At 39.2% G+C, this 22,834-nt stretch carries 18 protein-coding genes and 1 pseudogene; 11 read left to right on the top strand and 8 right to left on the bottom strand.

The window, feature by feature from the left end:
- Positions 1–33: 33 nt before the first annotated feature.
- Complete coding sequence (locus DV942_RS00610) at positions 34–1,323, top strand: citrate synthase (RefSeq protein ID WP_145854387.1); 1,290 nt, start codon at positions 34–36, stop codon at positions 1,321–1,323.
- Between the two features lie 408 nt (positions 1,324–1,731).
- Here DV942_RS00610 and DV942_RS00605 read toward each other — a convergent pair whose 3' ends face one another.
- The 5 genes from DV942_RS00605 to DV942_RS00585 form a co-directional block, all read right to left on the bottom strand.
- A complete protein-coding gene (locus DV942_RS00605; protein ID WP_145854385.1) occupies positions 1,732–2,853 on the bottom strand; it encodes a DUF3667 domain-containing protein in 1,122 nt (373 codons plus the stop codon).
- A 17-nt stretch (positions 2,854–2,870) separates the two neighbouring features.
- On the bottom strand, positions 2,871–4,250 hold the full coding sequence (locus DV942_RS00600; protein WP_145854383.1) for a nucleoside permease: 1,380 nt from the start codon (positions 4,248–4,250) through the stop codon (positions 2,871–2,873).
- A gap of 187 nt (positions 4,251–4,437) precedes the next feature.
- The gene (locus DV942_RS00595; protein ID WP_145854381.1) at positions 4,438–5,052 is read right to left on the bottom strand and encodes a bifunctional nuclease family protein; all 615 of its coding nucleotides are present in this window, start codon (positions 5,050–5,052) and stop codon (positions 4,438–4,440) included.
- A gap of 52 nt (positions 5,053–5,104) precedes the next feature.
- On the bottom strand, positions 5,105–6,073 hold the full coding sequence (locus tag DV942_RS00590; protein WP_145854379.1) for an electron transfer flavoprotein subunit alpha/FixB family protein: 969 nt from the start codon (positions 6,071–6,073) through the stop codon (positions 5,105–5,107).
- 97 nt (positions 6,074–6,170) lie between these two features.
- Complete coding sequence (locus tag DV942_RS00585; protein ID WP_145854378.1) at positions 6,171–6,908, bottom strand: electron transfer flavoprotein subunit beta/FixA family protein; 738 nt, start codon at positions 6,906–6,908, stop codon at positions 6,171–6,173.
- 130 nt (positions 6,909–7,038) lie between these two features.
- On the opposite strand from DV942_RS00585, the gene DV942_RS00580 reads away from it, so the two are divergent.
- The 3 genes from DV942_RS00580 (at position 7,039) to DV942_RS00570 (ending at position 9,391) form a co-directional block, all read left to right on the top strand.
- Positions 7,039–7,374, top strand: coding sequence for a tetratricopeptide repeat protein (locus tag DV942_RS00580; protein ID WP_090979096.1), 336 nt, complete (start codon positions 7,039–7,041; stop codon positions 7,372–7,374).
- A gap of 90 nt (positions 7,375–7,464) precedes the next feature.
- Entirely contained in the window at positions 7,465–8,682 is a 1,218-nt protein-coding gene (gene chrA / locus DV942_RS00575; protein ID WP_145854376.1) for a chromate efflux transporter, read from the top strand.
- A 91-nt stretch (positions 8,683–8,773) separates the two neighbouring features.
- Positions 8,774–9,391 (top strand): porin family protein, encoded by a 618-nt coding sequence (locus DV942_RS00570; RefSeq protein WP_145854374.1) that lies wholly within the window; start codon positions 8,774–8,776, stop codon positions 9,389–9,391.
- Positions 9,392–9,617: 226 nt separating this feature from the next.
- Here DV942_RS00570 and dnaB read toward each other — a convergent pair whose 3' ends face one another.
- Positions 9,618–11,180, bottom strand: coding sequence for a replicative DNA helicase (gene dnaB / locus DV942_RS00565; protein ID WP_145854372.1), 1,563 nt, complete (start codon positions 11,178–11,180; stop codon positions 9,618–9,620).
- Between the two features lie 198 nt (positions 11,181–11,378).
- Between dnaB and rlmB the strand changes: the two genes are divergently transcribed.
- Positions 11,379–12,143, top strand: a complete 765-nt coding sequence (gene rlmB / locus DV942_RS00560; RefSeq protein WP_145854370.1) for a 23S rRNA (guanosine(2251)-2'-O)-methyltransferase RlmB — start codon at positions 11,379–11,381, stop codon at positions 12,141–12,143.
- A gap of 557 nt (positions 12,144–12,700) precedes the next feature.
- Here the strand turns inward: rlmB and DV942_RS00555 are convergent.
- Both DV942_RS00555 and DV942_RS00550 read right to left on the bottom strand, forming a co-directional pair.
- On the bottom strand, positions 12,701–13,792 hold the full coding sequence (locus DV942_RS00555; protein WP_145854368.1) for a mannose-1-phosphate guanylyltransferase: 1,092 nt from the start codon (positions 13,790–13,792) through the stop codon (positions 12,701–12,703).
- A 14-nt stretch (positions 13,793–13,806) separates the two neighbouring features.
- Positions 13,807–14,774 (bottom strand): annotated as a pseudogene (locus DV942_RS00550) (KpsF/GutQ family sugar-phosphate isomerase).
- Between the two features lie 91 nt (positions 14,775–14,865).
- Between DV942_RS00550 and recQ the strand changes: the two are divergent.
- The 6 genes from recQ to DV942_RS00520 all read left to right on the top strand — a co-directional run bounded on the left by recQ (position 14,866) and on the right by DV942_RS00520 (position 22,742).
- Positions 14,866–17,055 carry a DNA helicase RecQ gene (gene recQ, locus DV942_RS00545; RefSeq protein WP_090979074.1) on the top strand — a complete coding sequence of 730 codons (2,190 nt, stop codon included), beginning with the start codon at positions 14,866–14,868 and terminating at the stop codon, positions 17,053–17,055.
- Between the two features lie 89 nt (positions 17,056–17,144).
- Positions 17,145–17,957, top strand: coding sequence for a 3-deoxy-8-phosphooctulonate synthase (kdsA, locus tag DV942_RS00540; RefSeq protein ID WP_145854366.1), 813 nt, complete (start codon positions 17,145–17,147; stop codon positions 17,955–17,957).
- The gene (locus DV942_RS00535; RefSeq protein ID WP_145854364.1) at positions 17,957–18,676 is read left to right on the top strand and encodes a YqjF family protein; all 720 of its coding nucleotides are present in this window, start codon (positions 17,957–17,959) and stop codon (positions 18,674–18,676) included. Before kdsA ends, DV942_RS00535 begins: the two co-directional genes overlap by 1 nt.
- Before the next feature lie 336 nt (positions 18,677–19,012).
- Entirely contained in the window at positions 19,013–19,636 is a 624-nt protein-coding gene (locus tag DV942_RS00530; RefSeq protein WP_145854362.1) for a (2Fe-2S)-binding protein, read from the top strand.
- Positions 19,633–20,616, top strand: a complete 984-nt coding sequence (locus DV942_RS00525) for an FAD binding domain-containing protein (RefSeq protein ID WP_145854359.1) — start codon at positions 19,633–19,635, stop codon at positions 20,614–20,616. The genes DV942_RS00530 and DV942_RS00525 overlap by 4 nt, the downstream gene beginning before the upstream one ends.
- A gap of 2 nt (positions 20,617–20,618) precedes the next feature.
- Positions 20,619–22,742 carry a xanthine dehydrogenase family protein molybdopterin-binding subunit gene (locus DV942_RS00520; protein ID WP_145854357.1) on the top strand — a complete coding sequence of 708 codons (2,124 nt, stop codon included), beginning with the start codon at positions 20,619–20,621 and terminating at the stop codon, positions 22,740–22,742.
- Positions 22,743–22,834 lie beyond the last annotated feature (92 nt).

The following is a 22,834-nucleotide window of genomic DNA, read 5'->3' as shown; positions in this document are numbered from 1 at the left end:
TAATTTAGAAAGCTATAAACACAATACAATAATATGTCAGATATTGCAGAGATAAAAGTTGATGGTAAGACAGTAGAATTGCCAGTAATAACAGGAACAGAAGATGAAAAGGCCATAGATATTTCGAAATTAAGAGATTCAACAGGCTTCGTAACTTTAGATACTGGTTTTAAAAATACTGGTTCTACAAAAAGTAAAATCACTTTTTTAGATGGTGAAAAAGGCATTTTAAAATATAGGGGATACGCTATTGAAGAGCTTGCAGCAAAATCAAGTTTTTTGGAAGTGATTTATCTGATTATTTATGGCGATCTTCCTACACAGACCCAATTAGAAGAATTACAGGCCGAAATCAGTAAACATACGCTCATCCACGAGGATATGAAGAAATTTTTTGATGGTTATCCGTCAAGATCTCATCCTATGGGGCAACTCGGCTCACTGATCTTCTCGTTGTCTACGTTCTATCCGGAATGCTTAAAGCCAAATCAAACTGCAGAAGAGCAGAATTTAACCATTATTAAGCTCCTGGCTAAATTTCCAACCATTGTTTCCTTCGTTTACAAAAAGTCGTTAGGTCACCCGCTTATTTATCCAAAAAATAAATATGATTATGTAACCAACTTCCTTTGGATGACGTTTGGCCAACGTACGGAAGATTATGATGTGAATCCTATCGTGGTAAATGCCTTGAATAAATTGCTGATTCTGCATGCCGATCACGAGCAAAACTGTTCTGCGTCAACCGTTCGTATTGTAGGCTCTTCAGACTGTAATTTATATGCTTCAGTTGCTGCTGGTATTGCCGCGCTCTGGGGACCATTGCATGGCGGTGCTAACCAGGCTGTAATTGATATGCTTGAATTGATCAAAGCTGACGGTGGTGATACAGAAAAATGGATTGCAAAAGCTAAGGACAAAAACGATCCGTTCCGCATGATGGGCTTTGGACACAGGGTGTACAAAAACTTCGATCCAAGAGCTAAAATCATTAAAAAAGCTTGTGATGATATTTTAGAGAACTTAGGTATTGATGATCCGATTTTAGAAATTGCTAAAAAATTAGAGGAAGCAGCTTTAACTGATCAATACTTCATTGACCGTAAGTTATATCCGAATGTGGATTTTTATTCAGGTATTATTTACCGCGCATTGGGTTTCCCATCCGAAATGTTCACGGTGTTATTTGCTTTAGGCCGTTTACCAGGATGGATTGCACAGTGGAAGGAAATGCACGAAAACAAAGAACCGATTGGTCGTCCACGTCAGATTTACGTTGGCGAAACCGACAGGGAATTTGTTGAGATTAAAGACAGAAAATAATTTCAAAAAAAAGATAAAAAACCACCCGAATCCGGGTGGTTTTTTTTTGTTTTATGCGTCATCTCGAGCGAAGTGCAACGCAGTCGAGAGATCTTTAAAAATGTTTAAGTGATAAAAACCTGAATTCAATTAATAATTTGCTATAATTTAGGTTTGTTGCCAACTTACAGGAAACGGTCGTCACCCTGAACTTGTTTCAGGGTCTTTATAGAAAGGTGGTTCAACAATAAGATGCTGACCATAAAACAGACACAAGGCCATTGAAAATATCATTTCTACTCGTAAAACAAGTTCAGAAATACGAATTTGCGTGATCAGATTCGTCTTGAGCAGAGTGCAAGGTAGCCGAAAAATCTGCTATAAATAGAGCTCTCCATTTCACTGCATTCCAATCGGGATCTCGCTAAACTAAGTCGCTACATAATAAATTAAATTGATCATCACCATTTCAGTTAGCTTAAATGCCACTGAATACAAAATCAAGATCCAGAATATTTTAAAAATGGTACTCCACGTTTTGCGTTGATAAAAAATGGTAAGCGCCTTAAACATGTACCAGAATAAAAATATCGTCACACACACCGCTATAATTTTACTCATGAAGGAATCTTCACCGAAAACATGCTTCATTGCAGGCTGGGTGATTATCGAGACGATAAAATAAACCATCATACCATGGATGGTGAAAATCAGGTGATCAAGATAATAGATATGATTTTTCCTGAAATTGAGCATGATAAACCAGGCCAGCAATGGCATCAATAAAAAATATTGTTTCGGCCGGTTATGTTCAAGGGTTTCCTGAATGACTTCTGATTTTTCTCCAAGGGTGATTGCTCTTTTTTTAATCAATCTATCATACCAGCTATCCTGTTTTGAAACAGGCAGTTTTTTTTGTCTTGCCAGATAAGCCGCATAGGTGCTATCGTTTCGTTCGATATGAATATCGTTGTACTCATCAATAATATCGCTGAGAGAATCGGATTTCAGTTTGGCATTTTCCGCGTTAAGTCTTTTTAATTCCTTCTCTTGATCAGCAAAGCCAAGTTTTATAAATTCTTTTCTCCTGATTGCTTCATTAATTGATTTTGTTGCTTTATTGGCAATTTCTTTAGATAAACCTGTAAGCTTTAATGCTTTATTCACACTATCGGAAACATCCGCACCCTTTTTCTCTTCAATGTCGATATGACCATGATCAGGATCCTTTTCTACATGTTTTGGAGAGTATACCACCAAAAAATAGACAATGGAAACAAAAATGTACATGCTTACCGGATTGATATAACGGGCTCTTTTACCAGCCAGATAATCGAGTGTAACTTTACCTGGTTTGGTTAGGAGAGGGACAAGCGTTTGAAAAAACTTATTGTCGAAATGAAAATAATGGGCAATACTATGACTTATAAAAGTCCAGAAACTTTCCTTTAATTCTAAATTCGGTTGACCACAATCGCTACAATAATGTTTCTCAACATGAGCACCGCAGTTTAAGCAATCGTGTTCTTTTCTATATTTACCAGCTGACATAAGAGGCTAATCGCAAATTATAAATGGTTAATGACTTCGAGTTCGGCTCGGGTATGTTTGTGTTTAAAAGTGATAACAAAGATAATGGCAATTATGAGTACGTAAATGGTAAAGGTTAACCAGATATTATGCCAGTCTTTTACATCCAGCGCCCGGCTCAGTTCGCCATTTGGTAGTACATCAATCCCTTTATTTTTAAGAAATTTAAGCAGATGCACGTTGTCTTCTTCGCTTTTAACATATTTGGATAGCGATCCGATGGTATGGTAATATGTTGTAAAGAAACGGCTAATCATCCAGCCTGAAACCAAACTGCCAAAAACGGCACCAAAACCATTGGTCATCATCATAAACAAGCCCTGCGCAGAAGAGCGGATTTTAGGCGCGGTTGATGTTTCAACAAACAACGACCCTGAAATATTAAAGAAATCAAATGCCATTCCATACACAATACATGAAATGATGATCATCCATAGATTGGTTGATGGATCGCCATAGGCAAATAAACCAAAACGAAGCACCCAGGCAAACATGGCAATGGCAATAACCCATTTAATTCCAAATCTTTTCAAAAAGAAGGGGATAGCCAGGATAAAAAGCGTTTCTGACACTTGCGAAATCGATAAAATAATGGTAGAATACTTAATTACGAATGACTCTGCAAAAACAGGAAATAATTTAAATTCATCCAGAAAAACATCACCATATGCATTGGTTAACTGTAGGGCTGCCCCCAAAAACATCGAAAAGATAAAAAACAAGGCCATCTTGTAGTCGGCAAAGAGCTTAAAGGATTCCAGTCCAAGTTTTTGTGCAAATGTTTTCTTATCGCTGATTAAGTTTAAAGGCTTACAAGCGGGTAGCGTAAAAGAATATATACCCAACAATAAAGCACTTATACCTGCAATATAAAATTGGTTGGCGCTGGCTTTATTACCGGTTAAATTGGTTATCCACATGGCGGCAATAAAACCAATGGTACCCCAAACCCTGATTGGCGGAAAGTCTTTGATCACATCGAAATTGCCGTTTTTTAAAGTGGTGTAACTGATGGAATTACTCAGCGCTATGGTTGGCATGTAAAAGCACATGGCTACCAATATTACCCAGAAAAAAATATGGGGATTATCTACCTGCGGAAGGTAAAACATGGTTGCGGCGTATAGAAGATGCAAGATAGCATAAAGTTTTTCTGCATTGATCCACTTATCGGCTAAAATACCGGTAATGGTAGGCATAAACAGCGATGCAATACCCATGGTGGAAAAAATAATTCCAAAATCTGCACCATCCCATTGTTTGGTCCCAAACCAATAATTTGCAATTGTAATTAACCAGGCAGCCCATACAAAGAATTGCATGAAACTCATTATAGTTAAGCGAAACTTAACATTCATAATAATACTTTAGTTTGAATGATTGAAAGTAAAAGCTGAATATAGAATTATTTTGAATGATAATCCAAAATGAGCCCAAATTATTTTAATTAATTCGGATCATTTTAGAATTTAGCTTTTACAAATGGGATTTGAGAAAAAAAATTCAAGAGCTTTTGAAAGGATGAACATTTTAAGCACGCCGGTATCAGGATTTACTGCGTTTATTCAATTCATCTCTTAATCTTGCGGCTCTTTCGTAGGCTTCTTCAGCAATGGCTTCCTGTAATTTTTGCTGAAGTTCGTCTAATGTTAAATCACCAAAGCCCGGTTGCTGCGTTGAGCCTGACAAGTTTTCGGTTTCATGTTCTTTTGCAATAGAATCCATATTTTCGAGGAAAAGAAAGTCATTGCCTTCGATTACAATTCCTGCAGAAGCCAGGATAAATTCGTAAGTGTAAATCGTGGCATTGAAGCGAACAGCCAAAGCAATAGCATCTGATGTTCTCGCATCAACCTCATGGGTGTTTTTACCATCACTACAGATCAACTTTGCATAAAAAACACCATCAACCAAATTGTATATGATAATTTCTTTGATACCGATATGAAAAGTATCAGCCATTGATTTAAATAAATCGTGCGTTAATGGCCGGCTAGGAGTCATTTTCTCAATTTCTATTGCTATAGCCTGTGCCTCAAATGCGCCAATAATAATCGGTAAGCGCCGACGCCCGTTTACTTCTCCTAAAACCAGGGCATACGCACCAGATTGTGTCTGGCTGTAAGATAAACCTACAATATCTAATTTAACTTTTTTCATATTTGTGATAAGACCTTATCGGTTTTTAAAAACCGATAAGGTCTATAAGATATTATCCTTTATGTGCTTTTAATGCCTCAATTAATTTTGGAACAACTTCAAAAGCATCGCCAACAATACCATAATCTGCTACTTTAAAGAAAGGCGCTTCCGGATCTTTATTGATGACAACAATCACTTTTGATGAACTCACACCCGCCAGGTGCTGGATAGCGCCGGAAATACCAATTGCTATATAAAGGTTAGGACTAATTGCAATACCGGTTTGACCAACGTGTTCTGAATGCGGTCTCCAATCTGCGTCTGATACTGGTTTAGAGCAGGCAGTAGCAGCGCCTAATAAACCAGCTAATTCTTCGATCATTCCCCAGTTTTCAGGTCCTTTTAAACCTCTGCCTGCTGAAACGACCAATTCTGCATCAGGTAATGATACTTTATCGGTTGCCCTGACAATCTCTTTTATAACCGTTCCTAAATCTGATTGTTTCACATCTGCAGTAAAAGTTTCTATCGCTGCATCGGTAGCATTTTCTTTCACACCAAATGCATTAGGATTTAAAGCAATTACTTTATTGGCTGATGTTAACTCGGTAATGGCGAATGCTTTACCAGAGAAAGCTGTTTTCTTAACCGCAAACTTCCCATCTGTGCTTGGTAATTCTACCGCTCCATCGGCCAAGCCTGCTTTAAGTTTTACTGCAATACGCGGTGCTAAACCCTTACCAGAAAAGGAATTAGACAACACAACAATATCTGCACCTTCTTTTTCTGCTGCTGCAGCGATAACACTTGCATAAGCTTGATTTACAAAGGTCTTTAACTGATCGGCACTTACATTTAGCACTTTTGATGCACCGTATCTACCTAATTCTTTCAATTCGCTGTCGGCTACATCGCCAATAGAAATAGCAGTTAAATTGGTTGACTGTTGATCGGCAATGGCTTTGGCATAAGATACAGCTTCAAAAACCGACTTCTTAAATTTTCCCTCAGCTTGTTCTACATATACTAATACTGACATATATTTATCCTGTAACCCCGTAAAGGGGACTTTATTTTAATGAAATATTTTATTTGTTATCTCTGTAAACTGGCAACTGAAAACTTCAAACTGCCAATTAAATTACTTTGGCCTCGCTGTGCAACAAGCTGATCAGCTCTTCCGTTTGATCTGCAGGAATTAATTTTACCGTTCCACGCGGAGCAGGGGTTTCATATTTAATGACTTTAGTTACTTCTTCAGCATCAACTGCATCTACCACATTCAATGGTTTGGTTCTGGCGCTCATAATACCACGCATATTCGGGATTTTAGGTTCCGCCACACCTTCAGCACAGCTGGCAATAAATTTGCCCGAAACCGTTAAAACTTCTTTACCACCTTCAATTTCACGTTCAATTGTTGCAGTATCTCCATCAATAGCTAATTTTTTGATGATAGATACCGAAGGAATATCCAAAAATTCGCCAACCATAGCGGCAACCTGATTACCATTATAGTCGATTGATTCGCGACCCGTTAAAATAAGATTAAAATCTTTGTCCTTTGCATATTCAGCAATTTGTTTAGCCACGAAATAAGCATCTCTCGGCGCTGCATTTACCCGAACCGCATCATCAGCACCAATTGCAAGGGCTTTTCTGATGGTTGGGTCATTAGTTGCTTCGCCAACATTGATCACGGTTACCGTTCCTTTTCCACCTTCAGTTAACTCAATTGCGCGTGATAAAGCGATTTCATCGTATGGATTAACAATATATTGAACTCCTGACGTATTGAATTCGGTATTATCATTAGTAAAAGTTATTTTTGTCGTTGTGTCTGGCACGTTACTGATACAAACTAATATTTTCATATGTTAATAGTGGTTTTATTGTTATGAACGATCTCGAACTAAAATTGTTTAGCTATCGATCAGTCCATATACGATATGATTATTATATAAGGTCTTTCTGCAAATTTAATTAAAAAAGCAAGGAAATAAAATGTCATCCACCCGTTTAAGTAAGTTATTGGAATTTTTAGAAAGCGATCCAAACGATCCATTTATACTATATGCCTTAGCCACAGAGTATAATGCTCAAAATGATAAAGAAAAAGCCTATTCTTTTTACCTTCAGTTAACGGATAAACATCCTGATTATGTAGGTACCTATTACCATTTAGGTAAGTTATTGGAAAAAGACGATCAAAAAGAGAAAGCAATCGAAATTTATCAAAAGGGGATGCAGGTAGCCCGAAATAAAAGAGATATGCACGCCTTTTCAGAATTGCAGGGCGCGTATAATACAGCCGCGGGATTAGATTATGAGGATGACTAGGCAGATCTTCAGTTTACAGTTGTCAGTTTACAATTCTCAGTTTACACTTGTCAGTTGACTGCATTCAGTTAATGTTATCAGTTTAAATTAATGCAAAACAAACCCATCGCTGCTAAAAGACAGTTGCTGTTTATCCGGAATGTAATTTTTTTCACCTTCACTTCTTTTGGTGGCGCACAGGCGCATCTGGCCTTGTTGCTAAAATATTTTGTCCAGAGTGCTAAGTTTATTTCAGAGGAAGAACTTTTAGAGTTGAATGCCTTGGCACAGGTACTTCCCGGACCAGCATCTACACAAACCTTGGTTGGCATAGCCTGGAAGGTTGGAAAGCTTAAGCTGGCCATTATCACTTTCCTGATCTGGATATTACCCACCGCAACGATAATGACTTTAGCTGCCATCAGTTACGCTTTGCTTGATCAAAAACAGAAGTTTAGTTATATTTTAGAATATATTCAGCCCATTGCACTCGGTATTGTTGCTTATGGTGCCTGGAAACTTGGCAAAAAAGTTTTATCATCAGAGGTTTCTATATTTTTAGCTATTGCCTCGGTTATTGCCACATTGGTTTTAAGAAATGCTTATGTATTTCCGCTGTCGATATTGATAGGAGGAATGATCTCTTCGGCTATTGAAACACCAAAAGAGGAAACGGAGTTAAGGGTAAAACTTTTTTCGAATATCAATCCCCGAAAACTGGTTTACTTTCTTGGTGCTTTACTTTTGTTTGCATTGGTAGGCGCAATCATAAACAGAACCTCTCCCTTTAGTTTACCCATCCGTTTACTGGAGAACTTTTACCGTAACGGAATATTGGTTTTTGGAGGAGGGCAGGTGCTGGTTCCGCTAATGTTTACCGAGTTTGTAGAGATGAAACATTACCTGCCTTCATCCGGTTTTTTATCAGGTTTCGCGCTACAGCAAGCCTTACCCGGACCGACATTTTCTTTTACGAGCTATCTGGGCGCACTAAGCATGAAGAATTTTGGATATGGATTATGGGGGCAGATTTTAGGTGGATTGATCGGCGTGATCGGGATTAATTTACCCGGCCTTATCCTCGTGTTATTCATTGTGCCCTTTTGGGATGATCTGAAAAAGATTTCCAGGATCCGCCATAGCCTTTCGGGCATTAATGCTGTTAGTGTTGGATTTATTATTGCTGCTTTTGTGCTGTTATTGATCCCAATAGGCTTTAACTGGTTGTTTCTGGGTATTATGCTCGCTACATTTCTATTGCTTAATTTCACTAAAATAAGTCCGCCGGTTATAGTAATAGCAGGCATTCTTATAGGATACATCCTCTAATTTTTAACTTTTTTTTTCCCAGAATACAGTCCGTTCTTCAATAACTTGTTTTTTAGTTTTATCTTCATCGAAATTTAAATCAGATCAAACAATGAAGAAACTATTAACGCTTTTATTAGTTGCCGGCTTCGGCATAACCGCATCGGCACAAGAAAAAAACAGTCTGGAATTGGGACTACATGCTGGATTTAACCTCGCTACCGTATCAACCAGTAGCCAAACAAACAGCGATTACAGAAATGGCTTTAACCTCACAGCTGTTGGCGACTACTTCTTTTCAGACAGATGGAGCATTAAAGCTAAGATTGGTTATGATCAAAAAGGTTGGGACAGTGGCTACATCACCAATTTGGATAACGGGCAAAGCTTTGTTACAGATTACCGGATTAACTATTTGACTATCCCTGTAATGGCGAACTGGCATTTTGGAAAAAAAAGAAATTGGTACCTGAACTTCGGGCCATATTTCGGGATTTTATTGAATGCGAACGAAACAAAATTCAATACCGATTTAAAGAATTTTATCCATAACAGAGATATTGGCATTGACCTGGGTATCGGTGTAAAATTACCTGTAGCCAATAAAGTAAAGGTATTACTGGAACTTGACGGACAATCCGGCCTTACCGATCTTTTTAAACAAAATCAAGGTTACCAGGTCAGGACAAACCGATCGAGTTTTAATGCAGGTTTGCTTTTTGATTTGTAGGAAAAGCTTTCTTACATAAAAGAAGCTGTGTCATGATTTGTAATTTTACCTTCGTTTGTCACGTTGAGCCTGTCGAAACGCCTTTAGGGCAATTAAAACATGGCCCTTCGACAAGCTCATGATGACAGCTATACTTATGACACAGCTTCTTTTTTATAAATACCTAGCTTTTAGGATCATCATAACCAAAAATTTCTCCTACGCTCAAAATGACGATCAAAGATGATTAAAAAGGTGGATCATCGTCATTGTAGTCGTCCATTTTTGACGGACGGATAATCACATTGCTTTGTTTTTCAAAATCCTGAGATGGATACATTCCAGCGGAAGGATCGGCAGCAAATGAATTTGGCGGCGCATTGAAATCATCTTCCAGATCCTGGAATTTCACAAATTTTCCCACAAATTTAAGCGGTACAATTCCGGTTTCACCATTACGGTGTTTCGCAATGATTACCTCACCGATACCAGCCTGTGATCGTCCCTGCTCATCTTCGGTAATACCATAATATTCTGGCCGGTATAAGAACAATACCATATCCGCATCCTGTTCAATAGAACCCGACTCACGTAAATCAGACAGCATAGGCCGTTTTCCCTGTAAACCAGGCCTACTCTCTACCGCACGACTTAACTGCGATAACGCCAGCACCGGAACATCCAGTTCTTTTGCAACCGACTTAAGTGCCCTTGAAATACTACCGATTTCCTGCTCACGGTTACCACCGCCTTTTCCTTCACCTTTACCATGCATCAACTGCAAGTAATCGACAATAACCAATTGGATATCGTATTGTGATTTTAGCCTCCGGCATTTTGCCCTGAACTCGAAAATATTTAATGCAGGTGTATCATCAATTAATAGGGGCGCTTCGGTTAAACGTCCAATTTTGCTGTGTAACTGCTGCCATTCCCATTCCTGTAAATTTCCTTTCCTGATTTTTTCCTGCTCGATTTCTGCTTCTCCTGAAATTAAACGATTAACCAGCTGAACTGAAGACATCTCCAGCGAGAATACTACGCAAGGTCTTTGGAAATCAACAGTAGCGTTACGTGCACAGGTTAATACGAATGCGGTTTTTCCCATCGCCGGACGCGCAGCAATAATAACCAGATCCTGCTTTTGCCAACCTCCGGTAATACGGTCCAGCCCGGTAAACCCGGTTGGCACGCCGGTTAAACCATCGGTTTTGGTACGGAGTTCTTCGAGTGTAGCCAGTGATTGTTTAACGATATCGTCCATTTTTTGTGTATCTCTACGCAGGTTATTCTGGGCGATTTCAAAAAGGCCTTTTTCAGCCTGATCCAATAAGTCGAAAATATCTGTGGTATCTTCGTATGCATTGGTAATGATTTCCGTCGAAATTCTGATCAATTCACGCTGAATATATTTCTGAGAAATAATACGCGCATGAAACTCAATATTGGCGGCAGAAGCAACACGGTTAGTTAAATGAGTAATGTAATAAGCGCCACCAACCATTTCTAAGGCTCCTAAAGTACGGAGCTCAGCGGTTACCGTTAAAATATCTACCGGTTTCGATTTCTGGAAAAGGATATGGATCGCTTCAAAAATTTTCTGATGTGCGATATTATAAAAAACCTCTGGCTTTAAAACATCAATTACCGCTGAGAGTGCATCTTTTTCGAGCATCAATGCACCTAAAACAGCTTCTTCCAGGTCTAATGCCTGTGGGGGGATTTTCCCCTGTGAACTTATGGTGTTACTTAACCTGCTTTTTCTAGCAGTCATGCTACCCTTTCCGCCTTGTTCGTTATCGATACTCATTCTACAAAAGTAAGCAAATTTTGATGGGGTTGTTTGAATAGTTACTAGCCGTTTGTTAACAAATTGAGGGATAATCAAATTAAATTTTATCGCATTTATGAGGCTTTAAAAATTTTAAACAATTAAATGTTAATAAGCTACATATTGTTTAGGGTCAAAACATTTTAATTGAATACTTTTGCCTAACAATTTTGAAACATGGATAATTTTAGAAGACCGCAAAGGGCAAAAGAGAATAATGAGTTTGTATTCGGCATCAGGGCCGTAATAGAAGCCGTTAAAGCAGGAAGAGACATTGAAACCATTTATCAGCAACGCGGTTTGGGAGGTGAACTCTTTCTGGAGCTGAAAGCCCTTCTAAAGGATACACTTATACCATTGAATTCGGTTCCTGTAGAAAAGCTGAACCGCATGTCGCAGAAAAACCATCAGGGCGTAATTGCTGTCATTTCTCCAATTACCTATCAAAATATTGAAGACATTATTCCTGCTGTTTTCGAAAAGGGCGAAGTGCCGCTAATTCTGGTTTTAGATAGTGTAACTGACGTGCGCAACATGGGTGCAATAGCACGTACGGCTGCCTGTGTAGGTGTTCACGCCATAGTTGTTCCGTTAAAAAATGCGGCACAGATTAACGCGGATGCGATTAAAACTTCTGCAGGGGCATTATTCAGCATTCCGATTTGCCGCCATGCCAACCTGCATAAAACCTGCTTATTTCTGCAAGAAAGTGGTCTGCAGATTGTGGCCTGTACTGAAAAAACCAATGATTTTATTTACGCCCCCGATTATACCATGCCTACAGCAATTATAATGGGTTCAGAAGATGAAGGCATTTCTAACGACCTTTTGAGGGTAGCAGATCATTTAGCTAAAATACCTATGGCAGGAAAAATTGAATCATTAAATGTTTCAGTAGCTGCCGGGGTAATTTTATATGAGGCAGTTAGGCAGAGGATGTAACAATGTAAGATGTAAAAGGGGAGATGGATAATGGAATTCAACCAGATCCGCCATGCTGAACGTATTTCAGGATCTTTGAACTTCATTTACGGTGATCGAAAGTTGCTATATACTTGATTAACTTGAGATTTCACGACCAGCGCTTTAAGATTTGCCTTTCTGAACACTTTGTGGTCTGCGCATGCGCGGGATCCGAGAGCTATCGGATGACGACCAACCTAATGGGTTCCGTCAAAACCGTTATCCTTTGAAATAATTTATTGCGTAAAATCTATATGAGTAAAAGTTTTTTTGCAAAATGTTGGTTGCAAGAAACATCATTATAAGCAGGCTATTTCAGCCGATGAAGCAATCTTAAAACAATAACCACCAGCGTGTGCTTTAAGATTGCTTTCCCGAGAAATCGGGACGGGCTGTCGTTCCTCGTCGCAATGACGCTCCTGTCTTACTAAAATCTGTTAATCGTACTTGTTTCAATATCTTTCTACAATAGAATATGCAAAATGGATGATGAAAGTATGCCACATCATCCATTTTACATCCCACATTATCCATCCTTAAATAAACTTATTTCCAAATCTGGATTTAACTTCCGCAACAAACTCTTTAACCTTCTGTTCTTCGTCTCTGGGGCAGATCATAAGCATATTATTGTTTTCAACCACAATATAATCATGCAGCCCTTGTAAGATCACCAATTTATCCTTTGGAACATTTACCATACAATTTGATGAATCGAACATCAGCACCTGTTCTGAAGGAATAACGGCATTACCCACATAATCCTTTTCAGCCATTTCATAAATAGACGCCCAGGTACCTAAATCAGACCATCCGAAATCAGATGGAAGTACGTAAACGTTTTCTGCCTTTTCCATAATTCCAAAATCTATTGAAATATTGGTGCATTGGAAATAGGCATTATTGATAAATTCTTTTTCACTGGCCTTATTCAACTCAGTCCTCCCGACATTAAATATTTCATACATATCTGGCAGATGTTTCTCAAACGCCTTTAATATCGCTCTGGCAGACCAGATAAAAATTCCGGCATTCCATAAAAAATCACCGCTTTGTATAAATGATTTAGCCAAATCTAAATTTGGCTTTTCAGTAAAGGTTTTAACCTTATGCAGGTCAGTATCGGTATTAAGCACATAATCAGTATGCTGGATATAACCGTAACCAGTATCCGGACGGTTCGGTTTAATTCCCAACGTGATTAAACAATCATTTTTGGATGCTGCTTCTAAAGATTGCTCAATGGATGCTACAAAGCCATCAATATTAGCAATGGTATGATCTGATGGCGCAACCACAATAGTCGCATCAGGATTTAATTCTGCGATTTTTAAACTTCCGTAAGCTATACAAGGTGCTGTATTTCTCATTAAAGGCTCAGCCAAAATCTGGTTATCCGTTAACTGTGGTAACTGCGCTTTAATCAGACCGGTATAAATTTCGTTGGTAACGATAAATATATTTTCCGGAGGACAGATATTCAGAAATCTTTCATAAGTGCTTTGAATAAGGGTTTTTCCGACACCGAAAAAATCTATGAATTGTTTTGGATATTCTGTTCTGCTCACCGGCCAAAAGCGGCTTCCAACGCCACCGGCCATAATTAATGCATAGTAGTTTTTATTCATTTTATAATTTAAAATTACACAATACCTTCATTCAAAAGATCGTGTAAATGGATGATGCCAAAGTAAGTATTTTGTTCCAGAACTAACAACTGGGTAATATTGTTTTGCTTAATAATATCCAGGGCATCGACAGCTAAAGCATCAAATTGTATGCTCTTTGGTGTTCTGCCCATGATATCCTGCGCTTTTAAGTTTGCAATAGTAGTATTATTTTCCAACATCCGCCTAACGTCACCATCGGTAATGATGCCCAGTACCTTATCGTCGCTATCTACAACAGCTACGGCCCCAAACGGTTTTTACTAATTTCGATCAGCACATCTTTAACTGAGGCAGAAGGATGTATAGCTGGTTTTTCGTTAGACAGGGCTAAATCACGTGCTTTTAAATATAGCTTTTTACCTAAAGATCCACCAGGGTGATATTTTGCAAAATCAGATTCGTTAAACGCTCTGCATTCTAACAAACAAATGGCCAAAGCATCACCCAATGCCAATTGCGCAGTTGTACTGGTTGTTGGCGCCAAATTATGCGGACAGGCCTCTTTTTCGAAAGCGGTATTCAAAATCAGATCGGCCTGCTCTGCCAAAAAAGAATTTAATTCGCCAACCATACCAATCAGTAGATTGCCAGCTGTTTTCAATAAGGGAATAAGCACTTTAATTTCAGGTGTATTTCCGCTTTTGGAAAGGCAAATGACAATATCATCCATTTGGATCATGCCCAAATCGCCATGGATCGCATCTGCAGCATGCATAAAAATAGCGGGTGTACCCGTTGAATTAAAAGTAGCCACTATTTTCTGCGCGATAATTGCACTTTTACCTATGCCCGTTACAATCACCCGTCCTTTGCTATTTAGAATGCTTGATACGACTTTCTCAAAATCGCCGTTAATGTTTTTCGCAACATTTAATATTGCAGCTGCTTCAAGCTCTAAAGTGCCTATAGCTGATTGGATTATGGATTTTTTACTTTTCAAAGAGAAAATAATTGTTTGTTAATACTTGAAATTCTTGTAAAATTATGTTATTTTGGATACAAAAATAGCATCGCATATTTTATTACACAAAATGGACGTGAAAAAGTCGTTATTTGATAACCTACAAAATTTCTTCGGGTTTGATAATTTCAAGGGTGATCAGGAGTCGATCATTACCAATATTTTAGAAGGCAATAATACTTTTGTTATTATGCCCACAGGCGGAGGGAAGTCTATTTGCTATCAGTTGCCCGCTTTAATGAGCGAGGGTACAGCAATTGTGATTTCTCCTTTAATCGCATTAATGAAAAACCAGGTAGACCAATTAAGGGCTTTTGGTGGAAATGACAGTATTGCTCACTTTCTTAATTCATCCTTAAACAAATCTGAAATTACCCAAGTTAAATCTGACCTCTTAAGCGGTCAGACTAAATTATTGTACGTTGCGCCAGAGTCTTTGGCAAAACAGGATAACATTGAATTTTTAAACCTGATTAAAATTTCCTTTGTCGCCGTTGATGAGGCGCATTGTATCTCTGAATGGGGTCACGATTTCAGGCCGGAATACCGTAAGATTAAACAAGTTATTGCAGGGTTGGGGAATAATATCCCGATTATTGCATTAACTGCGACGGCTACGCCAAAGGTACAACAGGACATTATGAAGAATCTGGGCATGACGGAAGCCACGTTATTCAAATCTTCATTTAACCGGCCGAATTTATTTTATGAAATTCGTCCTAAAAAAGATATCACCAAAGAAATCATTAAATATATCAAGTCTAATCCGGGTAAATCAGGGATTATCTATTGCCTAAGCCGTAAAAAGGTAGAGGAAGTGGCCGAAGCTTTGAACCTGAATGGAATCAGTGCCTTGCCTTATCATGCAGGTTTAGATCCGAAAGTCAGGGCCGAAACACAGGATAAATTTTTGATGGAAGATGCCGAGGTAATTGTTGCAACGATTGCCTTTGGTATGGGGATCGATAAACCAGATGTACGCTTTGTCATCCACCACGATGTGCCTAAGAGTATGGAAGGTTATTATCAGGAAACCGGTAGGGCCGGACGTGATGGTGGCGAAGGCGTGTGCATTGCTTTCTACTCTCAAAAAGATGTAGATAAACTGGCAAAATTTATGAAAGATAAACCGGTTTCTGAAAGAGAGATTGGTACACAGATATTAAAAGAAGTGATTGATTATGCAGAATCCGGCGTTTGCCGTCGTAAGCAAATCCTACACTATTTTGGCGAAAACTTTAACGAAACCGGCTGCAACTGCATGTGCGACAACTGCAAAAAGCCTAAAAAACAGTTTGAAGTAGAAAGTCAGTTATCTACCTTATTAAAGTTTATTGAAAAATCCGGTGAGAAGTTCGATGATGCACACCTGTTAAATGTGTTCTTAGGTCTGGAAACAGCGCAAACCATTGCTTATGAACATAGTAAGGTTCCTGAATTTGGAATCGGCAAGGAGGACGGTGAGCTGATGTGGAAATCCATTATCCGCCAGGCGGTTTTAAATAATTATCTTTTTAAGGATATCGATAATTACGGTTTATTAAAATTAACTAAACAGGGAAAAGATTTTATCGTTAATCCTTACAGCCTCAAATTCATATTAAATGAGCCAATAGGAAACAGCACCGACGATGATGATGAAGATGTAAAACAAGGCACAGGTGCTTTGGATACCCATCTTTTATCGTTACTCAAAGAGCTGCGTAAAAAAATTGCGAAGCAAAAAAGCGTTCCACCATTTGTGGTTTTCCAGGATCCGTCTTTAGAAGAAATGTGTACCCATTATCCAATTACCATGGAAGAACTTCGCCAGATTTCGGGTGTAGGTTCGGGTAAAGCAATGAAATTCGGTGCACCTTTTATTGAATTGATCAAAAAATATGTGGAGGATAACGACATTGAACGTCCTATTGATCTGATCATTAAAACGCAGGCCAATAAATCACAGATGAAAGTATCAATCATCCAAAATATCGACAGACAGATTGGCCTGGAAGACATTGCCGATTCAAAAGGCATCACTTACGAAGAAATCCTGAAAGAAGTAGAGTCGATTGTAAACTCCGGCACCAAACTGAACCTGAACTACTTTATTGATGAAATCATTGACGATGATAGGCAGGATGAAGTTTTTGATTACTTCAGGGCAGCTGAAAGCGATTCTATAGACGAAGCACTAAATGAACTGGGCGAAACCGATTACACCCGGGAAGAAATTCAATTGATGCGGATAAAATTTATGTCCGAATTAGGAAACTAAAAATCAGATATGAGATTTGAGACGTTAGATCTGAGAGAAACCCAAATCTCAAATCTCGCATCTCACATCTCACATCTCACATCTCAACAATGTTAAACTATTTAGATAAATTAAAAAATACAGATTCAGGGAATTTCTTTTTAATGGCGGGTCCATGCGCTATTGAAGGCGAAGATATTGCCATGAGAATTGCTGAAAAGATTATTACGGTTACCGATAAACTGCAGATTCCATACATTTTTAAGGGTTCGTACCGCAAGGCAAATAGAAGTAAAGGAAGTTCTTTTACGGGCATTGGCGATGAAAAAGCGTTACGCATTTTAGAAAGGATCGGCAGAGAATTTGGTGTGCCAACCGTTACCGATATCCATGAGAGTGGTGAAGCCGCGATGGCTGCTGCGTATGTTGATGTACTGCAGATTCCGGCTTTTTTGTGCCGCCAAACCGATTTATTGGTTGCTGCTGCAGAAACGGGGAAAGTGGTAAATGTAAAAAAAGGCCAGTTTTTATCGGCTGGGTCAATGAAATTTGCGGTTGAAAAGGTAAGAGAGGCGGGCAACAATAAGGTCATCTTAACCGATCGTGGAAATACCTTTGGTTATCAGGATCTGATTGTAGATTATCGCGGTTTACCCGAAATGCAAAGTTTTGGTGCGCCTGTGGTAATGGATTGTACCCATAGTTTACAACAGCCTAATCAAAGCAGCGGAGTTACCGGTGGTAAACCCGAACTGATTTCAACTATTGCAAAAGCAGCCATTGCCGTTGGTGCCGATGGCTTATTTATCGAAACACATCCTGATCCTGCAAATGCCAAATCAGATGGAGCCAACATGCTTCATTTAGATTTGCTCGAAGAAACTTTAGTCAAATTAGTTCGTTTAAGACAAGCTGTTATATAATGACAGCTAAAAAAGGTGTTTTCTTAACTGCGGAATGGCGAAAGTTAGCACTTGCGCAATATGCGGTAGATGAGCAAATTCTTTTAAAGTATCTTCCTCCGCATACCGAACTAGATAGCTGGAATGGAAAGTATTATGTGAGCTTAGTGGGTTTCATGTTTATGAATGTAAAGTTACTTGGCTTTAATATTCCATTCCATACAAATTTTGAGGAGGTTAACCTGCGCTTCTATGTTCGGTATAAAGATGGTAAAGAATGGAAACGAGGAGTTGTTTTTGTTAAAGAAATTGTTCCCTTGCCTGCAATCACATTTGTTGCCAATACCATTTATAAAGAAAAATATCAAACTTTACCCATGAAACATGTTTGGGTAGAACAGGAAAACAAGCTTGAGGTGGATTATCTTTGGAAAAGTAAAACATGGCATAATTTTCAGATTACTGCCAATGCTAAGGCTGAAGAAATTGCACCGGGTAGCGAAGAAGAATTTATTACCGAACATTACTGGGGATACACTAAAATTGGCCACAATAAAACCTCTGAATATGGGGTAGAACATCCGCGCTGGCAAGTTTATCCGATAAAAAGTTATAAAATCAACGTCAATTTTGGGATAAACTATGGTGGTGATTTTGCTTTCTTAAACCATGCCGAGCCAGATTCTGTTTTCCTGGCAGAAGGATCAGAAATCAGGGTACTTAAAGGAAAACGATTTTAGACGGAATTACCATCATTCAGGTTAAACGCAATGATCATGACTATTCTGAATTTGATTTTTTTTCCCATTAAATCAAAATCATTCTCATTTTTTTAACCCGGTAGAAAGGCAATAATTGTAGTACGAAAGTCCGAACAATTTTTGAAATTGTTGGTTTTATGTATGTGGCATCAAAGTCGGGGCGTAACTTTTCTTTTACCTATCAATTTTAAGGAAATTAGCTTTAGTTTTTATTTTAAATTTAGAGATGGAAATACCGGAAAAACGGTCAATTTTTATCGAAGAATTGATAATAATGAAGATTCTGGTAACGCAACCATTTATAAACATCCAACTATGAAATCTTCTGAACAGAAACCAAATCAGGGTGATAGCAGGCGCGATTTTCTTAAAAAGACCTCAGTAATTACGGCCATTGCACTAACGCCTGGTACCGCAATTAAAGCAGCAGAAAATAATGCCGATGAACGTTTTGCCGAACTTTTTGAGAAAATACCCTTAAAGCTTACAGTAAACAATAAAGCTTATCAAACAACGGTAGAACCCCGGGTAACCCTTTTAGACTATCTGCGTGAGGAATTACACTTAACGGGTACTAAAAAAGGATGTGATCATGGCCAGTGTGGCGCCTGTACTGTTCATGTAGATGGACAAAGGGTAAACGCTTGTCTAAGCTTAGCAGTGATGAATGAGGGAAAGAAAATAACTACGATAGAAGGTTTGGCAAATGGCGATACTTTACATCCGATGCAGGCTGCTTTTATCAAACATGACGGTTTTCAATGCGGCTACTGTACACCAGGGCAGATCATGTCGGCAGTAGCCTGTGTTCGTGAAGGCCATGCCAATTCAAGGGCTGAAATAAGCGAATACATGAGCGGAAATATCTGCAGGTGTGGTGCTTATCCAAACATAGTTGATGCAATTATTGAAGTGAAAGAAGGAGGTGAAACCGTATGATCAATTTTCAATACCTCAGAACAACCACAGCAAAATCAGCCATTGCTTTATTGGGTAAAGATAAAAATGCCAAATTCCTGGCAGGTGGTACCAATTTAATCGATCTGATGAAGAGAGGTGTTACCGCACCGGAAAAACTTATTGATATCAACCACGTACCGCTGAAACAAATCAGGCAGATCGGGAATAAAATCCATATCGGTGCTTTGGCTTCGAATACGGCAGTTGCAGATCATCCCCTGATTAAAGAGAAACTGCCTTTACTTTCCCGGGCTTTACAAGCCGGCGCGTCAGCGCAACTCAGAAACGTGGCTTCGGTTGGCGGAAACATGATGCAGCGTACGCGCTGTGGGTATTTTTACGATATCGAAATGCCTTGTAATAAACGCCAGCCCGGTACAGGATGTGGAGCAATGGAAGGTTTTAACCGCATGCATGCTATTTTCGGAACTTCAGAAAAATGCATTGCTGTTCATCCCAGCGATATGTGTGTAGCCTTAATTGCCTTAGACGCTGAAGTGATATTGGCCAATGCAAAAGGAGAACGCAAACTATCATTTAAAGATTTTCATCGCTTAGCCGGAGATACACCACAGTTAGACAATAACTTAAAGGCCGATGAAATGATTATAGGTTTGGAAATCCCTACAAACAACCTGGCCAAAAATTATCATTATCTAAAAGTCAGGGATAGGGCTTCTTATGCTTTTGCACTGGTATCAGTAGCGGCAGCTTTTGAAATCGTCAATAATAAAATTACTGATGTTCGGCTGGCCATGGGCGGCGTGGCACATAAACCCTGGCGTTTAACCGCATCTGAGATTTTCTTAAAAGGAAAAGAAGCCAGCTTAACCAATTTTGAGCAGGCTGCGCAACTGGCCATGAAAGATGCAAAAAGCTTTGGAGGAAACGACTTCAAGCTAAAACTTGCACCCAATACAATTATTGAGGCCTTAAACCTAGCAAAATCAAAAGCCTAGTTATGGAAAAGAATATGCTAAAAGATGAAAACGACAGAGTAGACGGATTCTTGAAAGTGACCGGAAAAGCCAAATATTTTGCTGAATATGATTTACCTGGTTTAACCTACGGTGTATTGGTAACCAGTACCATCACTAAAGGGAAAATAATCACACTTGATACGAAATCTGCAGAAAAAGCTCCGGGAGTGGTCGCGGTGATTTCGCACCTGAATAAGCCCTCGGCGGCGGCTTACGAACAGGAGGGTGGACCGCAGATGAAGATTTTTTATACCGATAAGATTTTCTATAACGGACAACCCATAGCTATTGTGGTGGCCAATACTTTTGAAAGGGCAACTTATGCGGCATCATTGGTTAAGGCGACCTATGCTAAAGAAACTTTTAATACTGATTTTGAAAAAGCGCTGAAAGATCCGAAAGCTAAAAAGCTACAGGGGCAGGCCGACTATAAACGTGGTGAAGAAAATGCTTATAAAACTGCAGAGGTAAAGATCGAAGAAAGGTACTTTCTTCCAATTGAGACGCATAACCCAATGGAATTACATGGGATTATTGCCGATTGGAGACCAAATAACCAGCTTACCGTTTATGCCAAAACACAAGGCGTAAAAGCTACGCAGGGTACCATTGCGAATGTTTTTAAAATCCCAATGGAAAATATCCAGGTGAACTCGGAGTTTGTGGGTGGTGGTTTTGGGATGGCCTTACGCACATGGCCATTGGAGATCGCCACAATAATGGCTTCTAAACACATTGGCAAACCTGTAAAACTGGTTGTTACCAGAATGCAGATGTTTACGATGGTAGGTAATCGGCCAGCGGCCATACAAACCATTGGTTTGGGTGCAAATAAGGATGGCAAGCTAACGGGCATTACGCATAGGGCTTATGGTGAAACTTCTGCTTATGAGAACTTTACCGAAGGTGTAGTGAACATGGCAAAGTTTATGTACCAATGCGATAATGTAAATACTTCTTATGTTATTGTTCCGGTTGATCTGGGCGTGCCGATATGGATGCGAGGACCAGGGGAAGCCACCGGAGCTTTTGCGCTCGAAAGCGCGATTGATGAGATGGCGCATGCCCTAGACATGGATCCATTGGAATTTAGAATTAAAAATGATCCTGAAACCGATCAACAAAAAAACAAGCCTTTTTCCAGCAAGAATATTAAAGAGGCCTATAAAATCGGAGCTGAGAAGATTGGCTGGCGCAACCGAAAAAACAAACCGGGCAGTATAGTTGAGGGGTCATGGCAAACCGGTTACGGGGTAAGTGTTGGTGTATTTAATGCCAATAGGGGTAAAGCCAGCGTAAAAGGCATTTTAAAAGCCGATGGATCGCTTCTTTTGCAAAGTGCAACAAGTGACATTGGTCCTGGTACAGGAACCGGTATGACTTTAATTGCCAGTAAACTGATGGGTATTCCTGTAGATAAAATTACTTTCGAATTAGGCGATTCATCTTTACCGCCAGCGCCAAGTCAGGGCGGTTCGGCTACACTATCTACCGTAGGCTCAGCAGTGAATGATGTTTGTGTAGCCTTAAAATCTACCATTGCCGAACTCGCAGCAAATTCAAATATGGATGCAACGTCTAATTTTGTTGATGTTTTGAAAAAGAATAATCTGCCGCAAATAGAAATAACAAAAGAGAGTCAGGGCGGTAAGGAAAGAGATAATTACTCGATGTATTCGTTCTCCATTCACTTTGTACAGGTAAAAGTAAATAACCTGACAGGAGTGGTAAAGATAAGTAAAATTGTTTCTGTAGGTGATTCAGGAACCATTGTGAGTCCGAAAACCGCCAGAAGCCAGATGGTGGGCGGCGCAGTTGGCGGTATAGGAATGGCTTTAACAGAAGAATCAATAATCGATCACCGTTATGGTAGATACATCAATAACAACTTTGCTGATTACCACGTTCCTGTGAACGCTGATGTACCGGAAATCGATGTTAATTTTATCAATAAACCTGATCCTTACATTAACCCTATGGGTGCAAAAGGTATGGGTGAAATTGCTTTGATAGGCTTTTCTGCTGCAGTAGCCAATGCCGTTTTTAATGCTACGGGGAAGAGGATCAGAACATTACCCATCACACCTGATAAGATATTGGCTTAAAAAACACCCGAAACAAAAAATGCGTCCAGATTTTACATTGGGACGCATTTTTATTTTTCTGTTAAAGAAAACAGCTTGAAGATCCTTCGCTT

It is taken from the genome of Pedobacter suwonensis (assembly GCF_007833675.1).
GTDB classification, from domain to species: Bacteria; Bacteroidota; Bacteroidia; order Sphingobacteriales; family Sphingobacteriaceae; genus Pedobacter; species Pedobacter suwonensis.
The sequence above is the reverse complement of the archived record's forward strand: the minus strand, read 5'-3'. Positions and strand labels throughout refer to the sequence as shown.

Excerpts from the sequence above, each read along its gene's own strand:
- DV942_RS00610 (WP_145854387.1), top strand. The coding sequence starts at position 34 with ATGTCAGATATTGCAGAGATAAAAGTTGATGGTAAGACAGTAGAATTG.
- DV942_RS00605 (WP_145854385.1), bottom strand. The coding sequence starts at position 2,853 with ATGTCAGCTGGTAAATATAGAAAAGAACACGATTGCTTAAACTGCGGT.
- DV942_RS00600 (WP_145854383.1), bottom strand. The coding sequence starts at position 4,250 with ATGAATGTTAAGTTTCGCTTAACTATAATGAGTTTCATGCAATTCTTT.
- DV942_RS00595 (WP_145854381.1), bottom strand. The coding sequence starts at position 5,052 with ATGAAAAAAGTTAAATTAGATATTGTAGGTTTATCTTACAGCCAGACA.
- DV942_RS00590 (WP_145854379.1), bottom strand. The coding sequence starts at position 6,073 with ATGTCAGTATTAGTATATGTAGAACAAGCTGAGGGAAAATTTAAGAAG.
- DV942_RS00585 (WP_145854378.1), bottom strand. The coding sequence starts at position 6,908 with ATGAAAATATTAGTTTGTATCAGTAACGTGCCAGACACAACGACAAAA.
- DV942_RS00580 (WP_090979096.1), top strand. The coding sequence starts at position 7,039 with ATGTCATCCACCCGTTTAAGTAAGTTATTGGAATTTTTAGAAAGCGAT.
- chrA (WP_145854376.1), top strand. The coding sequence starts at position 7,465 with ATGCAAAACAAACCCATCGCTGCTAAAAGACAGTTGCTGTTTATCCGG.
- DV942_RS00570 (WP_145854374.1), top strand. The coding sequence starts at position 8,774 with ATGAAGAAACTATTAACGCTTTTATTAGTTGCCGGCTTCGGCATAACC.
- dnaB (WP_145854372.1), bottom strand. The coding sequence starts at position 11,180 with ATGAGTATCGATAACGAACAAGGCGGAAAGGGTAGCATGACTGCTAGA.
- rlmB (WP_145854370.1), top strand. The coding sequence starts at position 11,379 with ATGGATAATTTTAGAAGACCGCAAAGGGCAAAAGAGAATAATGAGTTT.
- DV942_RS00555 (WP_145854368.1), bottom strand. The coding sequence starts at position 13,792 with ATGAATAAAAACTACTATGCATTAATTATGGCCGGTGGCGTTGGAAGC.
- recQ (WP_090979074.1), top strand. The coding sequence starts at position 14,866 with ATGGACGTGAAAAAGTCGTTATTTGATAACCTACAAAATTTCTTCGGG.
- kdsA (WP_145854366.1), top strand. The coding sequence starts at position 17,145 with ATGTTAAACTATTTAGATAAATTAAAAAATACAGATTCAGGGAATTTC.
- DV942_RS00535 (WP_145854364.1), top strand. The coding sequence starts at position 17,957 with ATGACAGCTAAAAAAGGTGTTTTCTTAACTGCGGAATGGCGAAAGTTA.
- DV942_RS00530 (WP_145854362.1), top strand. The coding sequence starts at position 19,013 with ATGAAATCTTCTGAACAGAAACCAAATCAGGGTGATAGCAGGCGCGAT.
- DV942_RS00525 (WP_145854359.1), top strand. The coding sequence starts at position 19,633 with ATGATCAATTTTCAATACCTCAGAACAACCACAGCAAAATCAGCCATT.
- DV942_RS00520 (WP_145854357.1), top strand. The coding sequence starts at position 20,619 with ATGGAAAAGAATATGCTAAAAGATGAAAACGACAGAGTAGACGGATTC.